Annotated in this window: 13 protein-coding genes; 3 read left to right on the top strand and 10 right to left on the bottom strand. The window is 53.3% G+C overall.

Features of this window, described 5'->3' with window-relative positions:
• The first annotated feature begins 15 nt into the window (after window positions 1-15).
• Window positions 16-984 carry a DNA-binding protein YbiB gene (gene ybiB, locus WM46_RS10455; RefSeq protein ID WP_102602206.1) on the top strand — a complete coding sequence of 323 codons (969 nt, stop codon included), beginning with the start codon at window positions 16-18 and terminating at the stop codon, window positions 982-984.
• A gap of 108 nt (window positions 985-1,092) precedes the next feature.
• On the opposite strand, the gene ybiJ is transcribed toward ybiB, so the two are convergent.
• From ybiJ to mcbA, 3 genes are all read right to left on the bottom strand, one after another.
• Entirely contained in the window at window positions 1,093-1,353 is a 261-nt protein-coding gene (gene ybiJ / locus WM46_RS10450) for a DUF1471 family protein YbiJ (RefSeq protein WP_043001280.1), read from the bottom strand.
• 285 nt (window positions 1,354-1,638) lie between these two features.
• Entirely contained in the window at window positions 1,639-1,905 is a 267-nt protein-coding gene (locus tag WM46_RS10440; RefSeq protein WP_043001279.1) for a DksA/TraR family C4-type zinc finger protein, read from the bottom strand.
• A gap of 120 nt (window positions 1,906-2,025) precedes the next feature.
• Window positions 2,026-2,286: a DUF1471 family periplasmic protein McbA gene (mcbA, locus tag WM46_RS10435; protein WP_061076942.1), complete on the bottom strand. Its 261-nt coding sequence runs from the start codon at window positions 2,284-2,286 to the stop codon at window positions 2,026-2,028.
• A gap of 286 nt (window positions 2,287-2,572) precedes the next feature.
• Between mcbA and rlmF the strand changes: the two genes are divergently transcribed.
• Complete coding sequence (rlmF, locus tag WM46_RS10430) at window positions 2,573-3,499, top strand: 23S rRNA (adenine(1618)-N(6))-methyltransferase RlmF (RefSeq protein WP_102602204.1); 927 nt, start codon at window positions 2,573-2,575, stop codon at window positions 3,497-3,499.
• On the opposite strand, the gene ybiO is transcribed toward rlmF, so the two are convergent.
• The 6 genes from ybiO to rhtA form a co-directional block, all read right to left on the bottom strand.
• A complete protein-coding gene (ybiO, locus tag WM46_RS10425; protein WP_102602203.1) occupies window positions 3,496-5,736 on the bottom strand; it encodes a mechanosensitive channel protein in 2,241 nt (746 codons plus the stop codon). The genes rlmF and ybiO overlap by 4 nt on opposite strands.
• A gap of 117 nt (window positions 5,737-5,853) precedes the next feature.
• Window positions 5,854-6,576: a glutamine ABC transporter ATP-binding protein GlnQ gene (glnQ, locus tag WM46_RS10420; RefSeq protein WP_061076945.1), complete on the bottom strand. Its 723-nt coding sequence runs from the start codon at window positions 6,574-6,576 to the stop codon at window positions 5,854-5,856.
• A complete protein-coding gene (gene glnP / locus WM46_RS10415; protein WP_043001274.1) occupies window positions 6,573-7,232 on the bottom strand; it encodes a glutamine ABC transporter permease GlnP in 660 nt (219 codons plus the stop codon). Before glnP ends, glnQ begins: the two co-directional genes overlap by 4 nt.
• A gap of 86 nt (window positions 7,233-7,318) precedes the next feature.
• Complete coding sequence (gene glnH, locus WM46_RS10410; RefSeq protein ID WP_046477724.1) at window positions 7,319-8,065, bottom strand: glutamine ABC transporter substrate-binding protein GlnH; 747 nt, start codon at window positions 8,063-8,065, stop codon at window positions 7,319-7,321.
• Window positions 8,066-8,429: 364 nt separating this feature from the next.
• Complete coding sequence (dps, locus tag WM46_RS10405; RefSeq protein WP_042320427.1) at window positions 8,430-8,933, bottom strand: DNA starvation/stationary phase protection protein Dps; 504 nt, start codon at window positions 8,931-8,933, stop codon at window positions 8,430-8,432.
• Between the two features lie 309 nt (window positions 8,934-9,242).
• Window positions 9,243-10,130 carry a threonine/homoserine exporter RhtA gene (gene rhtA / locus WM46_RS10400; RefSeq protein ID WP_061076946.1) on the bottom strand — a complete coding sequence of 296 codons (888 nt, stop codon included), beginning with the start codon at window positions 10,128-10,130 and terminating at the stop codon, window positions 9,243-9,245.
• A 388-nt stretch (window positions 10,131-10,518) separates the two neighbouring features.
• On the opposite strand from rhtA, the gene ompX reads away from it, so the two are divergent.
• Window positions 10,519-11,034, top strand: coding sequence for an outer membrane protein OmpX (gene ompX, locus WM46_RS10390; protein WP_043001271.1), 516 nt, complete (start codon window positions 10,519-10,521; stop codon window positions 11,032-11,034).
• 64 nt (window positions 11,035-11,098) lie between these two features.
• Here ompX and WM46_RS10385 read toward each other — a convergent pair whose 3' ends face one another.
• On the bottom strand, window positions 11,099-12,685 hold the full coding sequence (locus WM46_RS10385) for a phosphoethanolamine transferase (RefSeq protein ID WP_061076947.1): 1,587 nt from the start codon (window positions 12,683-12,685) through the stop codon (window positions 11,099-11,101).
• Window positions 12,686-12,691 lie beyond the last annotated feature (6 nt).

Raw genomic sequence — 12,691 nt, 5'->3', positions numbered from 1 at the left:
GGCAAGGAGTTTTCGATGGATTACCGCAAAATAATTAAAGAGATCGGCCGGGGGAAAAACCACGCCCGCGATCTGGACCAGGATACCGCGCGAGGGCTTTATACCCACATGCTCAACGGCGACGTGCCGGAACTGGAAATGGGCGGCGTGCTGATTGCGTTGCGCATCAAAGGGGAAGGGGAAGCCGAAATGCTGGGCTTTTATGAGGCGATGCAAAACCATTCCATTAAGCTTACCCCGCCGGTTGCGAAGCCGATGCCGATTGTTATCCCCAGCTATAACGGCGCGCGCAAACAGGCGAACCTGACGCCGCTGCTGGCGATTTTATTGCACAAACTGGGTTTTCCAGTGGTCGTACATGGGGTGAGCGAAGATCCGACCCGCGTGCTGACGGAGACCATTTTCGAGCTGATGGGGATTGCCCCGACGCGTCATGCCGGGCAGGCACAGGCGAAACTGGATGGACATCAGCCGGTCTTTATTCCGGTAAGTTCGCTCTGCCCACCGCTGGAAAAACAGCTGGCAATGCGCTGGCGACTGGGCGTGCGCAACAGCGCGCATACGCTGGCGAAGCTGGCGACGCCGTTTGCCGAAGACGCTGCGCTGCGTCTTGCCAGCGTGTCGCATCCGGAATATGTGCCGCGCGTAGCGAAATTCTTCAGTGATATTGGTGGCCGTGGGCTGTTGATGCACGGAACCGAAGGTGAGGTGTACGCCAATCCACAACGCTGCCCGCAGATTAGCCTGATTGATAGCACCGGCACCCGGGTGTTACAGAGCCGACAAAGTGAAATGCCCGACGAACCTGTACCGCTGCCTGCGGCAAAGGATCCTGAGACGACCGCGCGCTGGATTGAGCGCTGCCTGGCAGGAAGCGAGCCGGTACCGGCATCGTTGAAAATCCAGATGGCCTGTTGTCTGGTGGCAACGGGTGAGGTGGCGACACTCGAGGAAGGACTGGCGCGAGTAAACGACAGTTTTTAGCGCCACAGATAAAAAAAAGCCCGTCCAGTGGCGGACGGGCAAACAAGGGTAATTCAGGTTCAATGAGGGTTGGAGCAGGGTGTCTGTTGGCAGCAGACGGGGTAAACCTTATTTGTAGATAACAGCAGTACCGCTCATTTTGTTGTTGTTGTTGGCAGAGGTGATGCTGTAACCGCTTGCGCCGGCAGCAGCGGCTTTCTCAGCCAGTTTTGCTTCCAGGCCGTCCAGCGTGGTTGCGCCTTCTGCAGAAACCACACCGATTTTATTCATGCTTTGCGCCTGAGCAGCCGTAACAGGTTCGGCTGCGAAAACGCCAAAAGACAGAGTAGACAGGGCAACAGCGGCAACAGCATATTTGATAGTTTTCATTGTTAATCTCTCGCAGGTTATTTATTAAGGAAGACGATGTTCCGTCGATGTGATGAGTATCACGCTTTTTTTCGAGAGATAAAATCGAAGAGAATTGACAACATTCATCAAAAAAATTGAATGACAAATAACTTATTGATTATTAATTAATTCACGAGATGAATTTACGGTTCTTCGCAGTTCACTTTACAGTTGAGAGAAGAACGGCACATTTTGCTACGCAGAGAGCAATTTAACGTGAGCGTAAGCGAAACGGCATGTTCTTTATATCTGTGTAAGTATAGGTCAACGTAGCTGGCTGTCTTTTGATCCTCTGCGATTATATCCCGTATAGGACGAATTCTGTGAATCTTTCTCCTGTTGGCAGTTAAGGCACAATCTTACACCAGGCACCGCCTGTCGGCGGGCTTCCGGGATCGGATCGCCACATTCTTCGCATTCATACAGGCTATCACCGCGCGGAATTTCACCTCTTGCACGCGCGACAGCATCTTCAATTGTACTGTTGATCTGTTCGTTCACAGCGTCATCATTTGCCCAACCAGAGGCCATAGCACGGTTCTCCTCACGCTTTATAACGAGGTTATTATAGTCAAGATGGAGTCAAAAATTGCTCAGTCAAGGGGCAATGCCCGATAAGCGGCGTCGCTATCGGGCAGGTGGTGGGGAAGGTTACTTGTAAATGGTGGCTGTACCATACATCTGGTTCTTACCGCCTGCGGAATTAACCACAAAGCCTTTCGCGCCTTGCTCTTGCGCTTTTTCCGCCAGTTTATCCTCCAGGTCACTCAGGTTGGTTGCGCCAGTGGCAGAGACGGTACCTGACGCACGTAGCTGGCCGGTATCGGGACTGCTGAGAGGTTGTGCTGCAGACGCCGCGAATGCCACACCTGCAAGCGTGGTGGCGACGAGTAATGCGAGGCATTTTTTCATGATGCTCTCCTCAGTGAAACAACGTGTAGTGCCAGATAAGTTTAGGTCGTCAGTGCGGCAGGAATGGCGTAAAAAATTGATGATGATCTGCTTAAAATTTGAACGAAAAATATTGACGTATGTTGACAAATCAATGACATACATATCATTGATATTTGGGCGATTTGCGCCGCTTCGCCCCGTTTCGCGCGCAGATACGCTGCCGTGAAGCGGCTGTTTCTCATCAACCCGGTTTACCGCGTTGCGTTATGCGGGTATCTTACGCCGCTGTTAAAAGGAGAATGCTATGTCCCCCCAGAAACCAGGCTTGCACCCGCGCAACCGTCATCACAGTCGCTACGATCTTGCCACGCTCTGCAAAGGCACGCCTGAGCTGGCGCAGTATCTCGTCCTGACCCCTGCGGGCGAGCAAAGCGTTGATTTTGCCAATCCGCTGGCGGTAAAGGCGTTGAATAAGGCGCTGCTGGCGCACTTCTATGGGGTGGCAAACTGGGATATTCCAGAAGGATTCCTGTGTCCGCCGGTGCCAGGGCGTGCAGATTACCTCCACCATCTGGCCGATCTGCTTGCCGAGACAACGGGAAGTGTGCCGACTCAGGCCACAATCCTTGATGTTGGCGTGGGCGCGAACTGTATTTATCCGCTGATCGGCGTGCATGAGTATGGCTGGCGTTTCACGGGCAGTGAGACGCATGAGCAGGCGTTAGCCAGCGCGCAGGCCATTATCAGCGCCAATCCAGGGCTGACGCGCGCCATTCGCCTGCGTCGACAGAAAACTCCAGCGGCTATCTTTAACGGTATTATTCATAAAAATGAGCAATATGACGCGACGCTGTGCAATCCGCCGTTCCACGACTCCGCCGCCTCTGCTCGTGCTGGAAGCGAGCGCAAACGCCGCAACCTCGGACAGAGCAAAGATGATGCGCTGAACTTCGGCGGTCAGCAGCAGGAGCTGTGGTGTGAAGGGGGGGAAGTCGCGTTCATCAAAACGATGATTGCCGAAAGCCAGCCTTTTGGCCGCCAGGTCATGTGGTTTACCACGCTGGTGTCACGCGGCGAAAACCTGCCGCCACTCTATCGCGCGCTGACTGACGTGGGGGCGGTCAAGGTGGTGAAAAAAGAGATGGCCCAGGGGCAAAAGCAAAGCCGCTTTATCGCCTGGACCTTTATGGACGACGACCAGCGCCGCCGTTTTAGCACGCGTAAACGCTAGAGCGTCGGCTCGCCAGGTGGCAGCGACGCCGGTGCGGTTGTCGCTGTCGGTGTCGTTGGCGCGGCGGGCAGAATCTGCCAGGTCTGCACCGGTGGACGAACGCCCGCCAGGTCGAAATGTTTTTTCACCTGGCTGTCCAGCGCGAAGCGAACCGTCCACTGCTTCAGCGGCAGCGTGGTAAACGATACCCGCAGCGTAAATGCCGTGTTGGACAATCCGACAATCCCGGCAAACGACGGCTCACCAATAATCAGCCCACGAACGTCCTCGCTTTCCATTACCGCCGCGACCGCCTCTTTCAGCGCCTGATTGGCCTTATCGGCATCTTCATGACGATCCACATCGTAATTGGCGACCACCGAGCCAATGCCGCGGACAAAGTTGGCGAAGGTGGTGATCGATGACCACGGAATAATATGGTACGCCCCGGTGTCCTGACGTACGCCAACAGAGCGAATCGACATGCGTTCTACTGTACCGGTTAACGGCCCGATGGTAACCAGATCGCCCGTATTCATGCCATTTTCAAACTGAATAAAGACCCCGGTAATAATATCTTTCACCAGCGTTTGCGCACCAAAGGAAATTGCCAGCCCCAGCGCCCCGGCACCGGCCAGCAGTGGGGCGATGTTAACGCCAATTTCCGAAAGTACGATCATGATGGTGATCGTGCTGATGATCACCGCCAGTGCGTTACGAAACAGCGTTAACAGCGTGCGGGTACGCGCGCTGGGGAGAGGGCGGCCATGAATATCGGACGCCAGCCGGTTTTCGATCAGGCTGGCAAGCAGCGTCCAGCCTACCGCGGAGAAGAACAAAATCAGCACGATGCGGATCAGAATATCGACCGTCTTCTCACCGGCGCCGTTGTGCAGCCAGTTCCAGAAATCAAACAGTCCCCAGGCGTTCAGCAACAGCATGATGGCGACACACACCGTCAGGATCCGCGCCACGTTCAACGCGGTAGAAAGCCAGCCGTTGAGTCGCTTTTGTAGTTCGGGATAATTGCGCTGCGTATGTGGGGAGAGGGTGATGGTTTTGGCGATCCAGCGGGTAAACATCCCGGAAACGAAAGCCGCAATACCGATGATCGCCAGGCTGCGCACCGTCGCCCCCATCATAAACTTCAGGCTGTTGCCTGGGTCAAACAGGGAGAAGAAAAACAGGACGATAAAATAGGCGCTTGCCAGCCAGTGCCAGACCAGAGCAAAGGCGCGGATAAACAGACTGAAGAAGGCCAGCGATCGTTCCGCCAGATTCAGCAGGTGTTGGGTAATCTCTTTCTTGTTACGGAAGATCAGATACAGCGCCCACAGCGTGATACACAGCATGATGACCACGTTGGCCATCGCGCCGACCTGTACGTTCACCTGATTGGAAATAATCGGAACCGCGACGATCAAACCATAACCAATCAGACTGCTCAGCGAACTCAGTCGCCGGTTCCAGTAACGGGCACTGGTATCCTGAATGGTAAAGGGCCGCAGTTCCGCCACGTTTGGACAGAAGATCAGCCGCAGAATGGCTTTGAAAAATTCGATCAGTGCAAAAGCGTTCAGAAACAGCCCTTGCTGAAACGCGATGGTGCGGCTGCCTGCGTTCAGTCTGTCACTTAACAACTGACCGACAAACAGGGTCAACGCCAGCAAAAGCAGGTCGATAATCAATGCGCCAACGATCATTGCGGGTAGCTGAAGCCAGTTGCTACGCTCGCGGTTCTTTTTCCGCGCCCAGTTACCCATTTTTCGATACAACGGCAACATACACAGACGAATCAACCAGTAGAAGCCGAATACCGCAGCGGCCAGCATCAGAAAGTGACTGAGGGCATTTTTGAAGGTCTGGCTGTTAAAGGGTTTGTGCGGCGCATCAGTGATGTTGCGGTAGAGCTGGGCAAAGCGACCAGACAGCGCTTCGCCGTAATGGCGGCTGAGATCGGTGACGTTTTCCAGCACCGTTTTTTCTTCAACGACCACCGGCGGGGTGATTTTCGGTACCGGATCCGGCGGCGGCGTGGCGGCAACGGTTCGCAACTGGTCAATCAACTCTTTGCGCGAGGTATCATTTTCCAGTACGTCGGCCAGCGCCCCGTAGGCCGCTTTCTTCTGCTCAATATCAGGTTCGGGCGCAGGCGTTGTTTGTGCGTTAGCATCAGCGCCGGTTGTGACGCCGGGAATGGTTACCGCCTGGGCTGGTGCGCCCAGCAGGCAAAAGAGGATGAACAGGATCCACCGCATGACTCCTCCAGTGAGAAAACAGAACAAAGAGATAAGTATAGTGGCTGGAGGCGCGGCGATTCGAAATGGGAAGAGTCGTAGAGAAACCTCCCCTCCTGGCGGAAGGGAGGCTGGCCGTCAGGAAACGTGCTGCAAGAACTCCTGCAGACGCTGACTTGGCGGGTTTTCAATCAGGGTTTGCGGATTACCGTCCTCGGCAATACGGCCCTTGTCGATGAAGATCAGGCGTGAGGCGACTTTCTCGGCAAAGCCGATTTCGTGCGTGACGATGACCATTGTCATCCCTTCTTCCGCCAGATCCTGCATCACTTTCAGTACTTCGTGGCGCAGTTCCGGATCGAGCGCAGAGGTCGGTTCATCAAACAGCATCATCTTCGGCTTCACCGCCAGGGCGCGAGCAATCGCCACACGCTGCTGCTGACCGCCGGAAAGCTCAGACGGGTAGTGGTGAGCGCGCTCGGCCAGACCCACTTTCGCCAACAGTTCTTTTGCCTGCTTTTCGGCAGCGTCTTTCTTCGTCCCACGAACGCGCAACGGGCCAAACATGACGTTTTCCAGCGCGGTCAGGTGAGGGAAAAGATAGAACTGCTGGAACACCATCCCCGCTTCCTGGCGGATCAGACGCTCGTCAACCTTCGGGTCATTGACCTTCAGCCCATCGACGATCAAATCACCGGAGGTAATCTCTTCGAGTTTATTAATGCAGCGCAACAGCGTGGATTTACCGGAACCGGATGGTCCGATAATCACCACCACTTCGCCCTGCTTAATGTTCAGATCAATGTTATGCAGCACCTGGGTCGGGCCAAAATGCTTTGAGACGTTTTTAAATTCAATCACAGGATTTTCATCCTTCTTTCCAGACTACGAAGCACGATGTTCAGGACTTGCGTAATGATGAGGTAGATAACCCCCACCGCGGTCCAGATTTCCAGGGCGCGGAAGTTGCCGGCAATAATCTCCTGACCGCTGCGGGTCAGTTCCGCCGCGCCGATGACGATAAACAGCGACGTATCTTTGATACTGATGATTAACTGGTTACCGAGCGAAGGCAGCATACGGCGCAGCGCGAGCGGCATGATCACATGACGGATGGTTTCGCGACGGGATAGACCCAGCGCCAGACCGGCTTCGCTAAATCCTTTGTGGATCGACAGAACCGAACCACGAGTGATTTCCGCGATATAGGCGCCGGAGTTAATCATGATCGTGATAACGGCGGCGCTAAACGTATCGATGCGCAAGTCCGGGAAGGCCATCGGCAGGGCAAAATAGATGTACATCACCTGGACAACGATCGGCGTGCCACGGATGACTTCGATAAAGACGAGAGAGACGTGATTGGCGATCCAGCCGCCATAGGTACGGGCTAAACCCGCCAGCAAGCCAATGATGATCCCGCCAGCCAGACCGAGGATGGAGATCCACAGGGTCATTTTGGCACCCTGAAGCAGGATCGGAATGGCGGGCCAGATGGCACTCCAGTCAAACTGCATATGTAGTTCCTGTTACCGTGGTGAAAAAAATCAAATGCCCGGTACGCTTAGCGCCCCCGGGCAACATCTGAAGGCAAAACGTCTTATTATTTAGGTTCTGAGCCGAACCATTTTTTGTAGATTTCGTTATAGGTACCGTTGTCACGCAGCGTTTTCAGCGCGCCGTTCACTTTCTCGCGCAGTTCGTCGCTGCCTTTCGGGAATGCGATACCGTACTGCTGTGCTTCCAGTGATTCACCCACCGCTTTGAACTGGCCGTTACCTGCGGTTTTGATGAAGTACAGGATGTTCGGCGTATCGTGCAGAACCGCATCTGCGCGGTTGGTACCCAGTTCCATGTAGGCGTTATCGATGTTCGGGAACTGGCGCAGATCTTTCGTTTTAATGTTGGCTTTGGCGTAATCAACGGAGCCAGTACCGCTCTTCACCGCAACCACTTTACCGTCCAGATCTTTTACGCTTTTTACGTCGTTGTTGTTGGTTTTCACCATCACTAACAGGCCGCTTTTGTAGTAACCGTCAGAGAAATCGATCGCTTTTTTGCGCTCGTCAGTAATAGTGATGCCCGCCAGCGCCAGGTCAACGTTTTTGGTTTGCAGTGCCGGGATGATGCCGCTGAAATCCATCGGTTTCAGTTCATAATCCAGCTTCAGTTCTTTTGCTACGGCGGCCCACAGGTCCACATCAAAGCCAACGTATTTGTCGCCCTGTTTGAATTCAAACGGGACGAACGCGGTGTCAGTTGCGACAACCAGTTTCTTATCCGCGGCATGAGAGGACACCGCAAAAGCCAGGGCAAGTGCTGCCAGTGAAACTTTTAATACAGACTTCATAGCATTTCCTTTTTTATCCACGGGGCGATCCCCTGCGAGAACGATAAGTGTAATGAAAAAATCGTGCCAGTTTTGCAACCCCTTGTTTTAACAAGAGGAGACTGCGCGCTTTTGCACAGGTAGTGGAGCAAAACTCGCTTTTTGCACCATGTTGGGGCACTGATTTAGTGCAATCCGACGGGTGCGCGAACGGTCTGCCTATTTAGCGCAAAGATCGTTGATAAAACAATCTTTCGTTAACGATTGTGTGAGGTGATTATTACAAATATTTTACTTTACAGCGGGGCGGTGGCGATGTGGTGCACCATAAAAGTGCAAAACCCCCGCCGTGGCGAGGGTATTAGAGGGAATGCTTATGATGTGATTATTCTATGTTGGATTCGATGAACCACAGGAATTTGTCGAGATCGCGGGAAGCGGCGGTAAAGATATCGGCGGTATCTTCGTCTTTCGCTTCGCTGATGGCTTTACGCACATCGTTGGCGACGACAGCATAACGGTCTGCCAGTTCTTTCAGGTGATCCTGAACGGTATGGATGTCCAGCGGATAGCTTTTCAACGGCGTTTTACTATTAATGACCTGCGTGGTCCCCAGCGCCACACCGCCCAGCTGTACGGCACGCTCTGCCATGGTGTCGAGATGGTCGGTCAATGCTGTACGGAAGCCATCCAGCATCTCATGGACAGCAATAAAGTTAGCGCCGCGCATGTTCCAGTGGGCCTGCTTCGTGATCAGTGACAGGTCGATAAACTGGATCACCTGACGATTCAGCAACTCAACCGTTGCTTTCTTATCGCTGTCGGAGACATCGTTGCGGGTATAAAGCAGATTGGACGCTTTTGTTTTTACCAATTTAGCGGTACTCATAATTTCATATCCTCTTGATGTTATGTCCCAGTAATTTACGAGATTCAGTATAGCACCGGTTATCGTTCCTGCTTTTCTGGCTCTGCCTATCGCTTTAATAGCATTTAACAACATCGGTATTTAATTGCATTATTATTCATGTAGTTGCGCAGGGGTAAGAACGACGATGACAATATTCTGATGCCGACATGAGAAGGCGAATAAATAGTCGGTGCAGGGCAGGTGGACGGTGGGGAAATATCAGGAAAATACAGGGAAAACAGCGGGAAGATATTCTGCATGGTTATGCAACCATGCAGAAATGTAAAATTAATTTACATCAACTTCTTTTATTTTGCTCTCCCGTCGAATGGTCAGCGTCGAGCCCATCGAGGCGGCAATGATCGCGCCAAGCGCCAGCAACTGGACAGGCGTGAGCGTTTCGCCGAGAAACAGGATACCTGCCACGGCGGCCAGTGCAGGTTCCATACTCATCAGCGTACCAAAGGTGCGTGTAGGCAGGCGGGTTAAGGCAATCATCTCCAGCGAGTAGGGGAGCGCTGTCGACAGCACCGCAACCGCCAGACCCAGCGGAATCACCGACCAGTGCCAGAGCGCTTCCCCGGCCTGCGCTACTCCAAGCGGGACGAAAACCAGAGCGGCAATCAGCGAGCCTACTGCGACGGTGGCCGGGCCGTGCTCAGCGCCGGCGCGTTGTCCGCTGAGAATATAGATAGCCCAGCAGGCACCTGCGCCCAGCGCCATGGTGGCACCGAACAGGTCGACATGCGAAACGTCCTGACCCAGCGGCAGCAGGAACCAGAGCCCCAGAACCGCCAGCACCACCCAGATGAAATCAACGGGGCGTCGCGAAGAGAACAGGGCGACCGCCAGCGGCCCGGTAAACTCCAGCGCGACTGCAATCCCCAACGGGACCGTCTGAATCGACAGATAGAAGAGGTAGTTCATTCCCCCCAGCGACAGGCCGTAAAAAAGCAGCGGCAGACGCTGCTCTTTGGCAAACCGCAGACGCCATGGTTTGAAGAAGACAATAAGAATCAGCGTGCCTAATGCCAGACGGAGGGCGGTCACGCCGGGCGCGCCAACCAGCGGAAACAATGATTTTGCCAGCGATGCGCCGCTCTGGATCGAGGCCATGGCGATAAGCAGTACTAAAATAGGCAACCAAACTGGCGTTTTACGTGACGACCCTGGCATCCGTTCTCCCGACATAACTGTAGATACACGCCATCCAGCAACTTGCCTGATTTGTGTATAGAAAAGTAAAAGAGGCAGTGTAATGGAAATAACCTTCTGCGGTTGAGTCTTCGTTGAAAAAAAATTCCTGGAAAGCCGTAAAATGGCGGCAAGTTGATGGATTAATGCGCTGGCAGATTAGGAATAATCTGGATGAATGTCCTTTATTATGCGCGTAATAATGGGACGAATATCTGGAAAAGTGATGTTAATTGAAAGAGATAGCGGCTCATAGAAATGTTCTGTTACATGAAAGGGCTCGTTAGACATCACTAATCGCAAAGAGTTTCTCATCAATTTTTGATATATTTAACACTTAGGATTTATTTGAAGCACATTTGAGGTGGTTATGAAAAAAATTGCATGTCTTTCAGCACTGGCCGCTGTTCTGGCTATCTCCGCAGGTTCCGCCGTCGCTGCAACGTCTACCGTTACCGGTGGTTATGCTCAGAGCGATGCTCAGGGCGCGGCGAACAAAATGAACGGTTTCAACCTGAAGTATCGCTATGAGCAGGACAACAACCCGCTGGGCGTAATCGGTTCCTTCACTTACACCGAAAAAGATCGTACTAACGGTGCAGGCGATTACAACAAAACTCAGTACTACGGCATCACTGCTGGTCCGGCTTACCGTCTGAACGACTGGGCAAGCATCTACGGTGTTGTGGGTGTGGGCTACGGTAAATTCCAGGACACCAACTACCCGACGCATAAAGATGATACCAGCGATTATGGTTTCTCTTATGGCGCAGGTGTGCAGTTCAACCCGATCGAAAACGTTGCGCTGGACTTCTCTTACGAGCAGAGCCGTATTCGTAGCGTTGACGTTGGCACCTGGATCGCAGGCGTCGGTTACCGCTTCTAATCACGTCGGTGATATAAAAAATCCGCCTCAAGGGGCGGATTTTTTTTGGCTGTGTCTCGCGACGTTAGCGCGATTTGGTGCTAAAAACGTCGGTTCCCAGGTGGTTGTAATCCACCTTCTGCAATTTGAAGTTGGTGATATACACCGGCCCGGCCTTCTGTTCAGAGATAAACCGGTACTTCATCTTAATCTCTTTCGCGCTGATCCCTGTCCACTGTGAGAAAAAGCCAAGGAAGTCGTTGGCGGAACGCCGCGCTTTGATGACTTTATGCGCTTTGTCATCGCTGGAGAGCACCATAAACGGGACCTGGAAGTTTTGCTGGAACTGGTCGTCATGCGCCAGATACTGCACTTCCTTCCCGCGTTCTTTAAAGGCGAGGCCATGATCGGAGAAATACGCCAGCGAGAAACTGCCGCCGCTGTTGCGGAGCTGGTCGTACAGTTTTCGCAGCAGGTCGTCGGTCTGGGTCATGGTATAGAGATAGCAAGAGGTCTCTTTCGACTGGACGAACGTGTCGTACTTGCCTTTTGTCCGATCGCAGGCCTGTGGATGAGAACCCATCAGATGCAGGACAATCAGCTGCGGCTGGGTGCGTTCCGTTTCCAGCACCTGCGCGGTCATTTTTAACAACGCCTCGTCCTGGGTGTTTTTGTCCGCTTCGAAGTCACCGCTCTTCAGAAAATGCACTTCATCAGCCCGCTTTGCGATACTGGCGATGGCGGTATCGTATTCGCCGATTTGTCCCTGATTAGAGAACCACCAGGTCTGGAAACCGGCGCGGTTTGCCAGTGTGACAAAGTTATCCTGATACTGCGGCTTATCATCAACGACCCGGTTGAGGGTTAACCCGAGTGATTTTTGCGTTGACCCGCTGGCCGCGACGTAATCGGCAAACAGGTAGCCGTTAACGCTGCTGGCAAACGGGGTGTTATCCCAGTGGCCACCAAATGCCCCCAGCGCATCACGGCGAGCGCTTTCACCGATCACCACCACGTAGGTGTGATATTTCGGCTTCACGGCGGTGACGGTCCAGGTGTCTTTCATGCTGGCGAATTTCGCCATGCGCTCCTGCTCGTCAATGACTTCATTGTTATTGACGATGACGTCTTTGGCGAAACGGAATACCGGATAGCCGGTATCCTTTAACTTAAACACGCCGCCCCAGGCCAGGTTCTGTACGGGAGTGACAAAAAAAGCGACGACGCTGAACAGCAGGCACAGGCTGTCATATTTATTCCAGCGTTTCTTCTCTTCGTCAGGTTTGCGACGCACGGCGATCACGCCAAGGGCAAAGATAAACACCCCCATCAGGTAGTTGTACCAGGGGAAAATCGTCAGGATCTCCGTGGACTCTTCCATGTTGGTCGAGTGCAGGGCCAGCAGCGTATTGAAGTTTGGCGATCCGTAAGCCTGGCCGAAAGGAAAGTAACAGGCGGCGACAAGCGAACACACGCCGATCAGCACCTTCTGCGCTCTCGGCGCACTCCGCCAGAGCAACTGCAATATGCAGGTAAAGGCAAGGGTATACAGCAGACTAAACGGATAGCCCAGCGCCAGGTTGATCAGCAGGGACTGCAAAACATAAAAGCCAGCCCACGGGCTAAGGGCCCGGCTGCGAGCAAGAAGCGAGTCTTTGACGGTTAAATTCATATGCCA

Origin of the sequence: Citrobacter freundii complex sp. CFNIH2, from assembly GCF_002880615.1 — a bacterium.
Lineage (GTDB): Bacteria > Pseudomonadota > Gammaproteobacteria > Enterobacterales > Enterobacteriaceae > Citrobacter_A > Citrobacter_A amalonaticus_F.
This window is presented reverse-complemented; position numbering and strand designations above follow the sequence as displayed.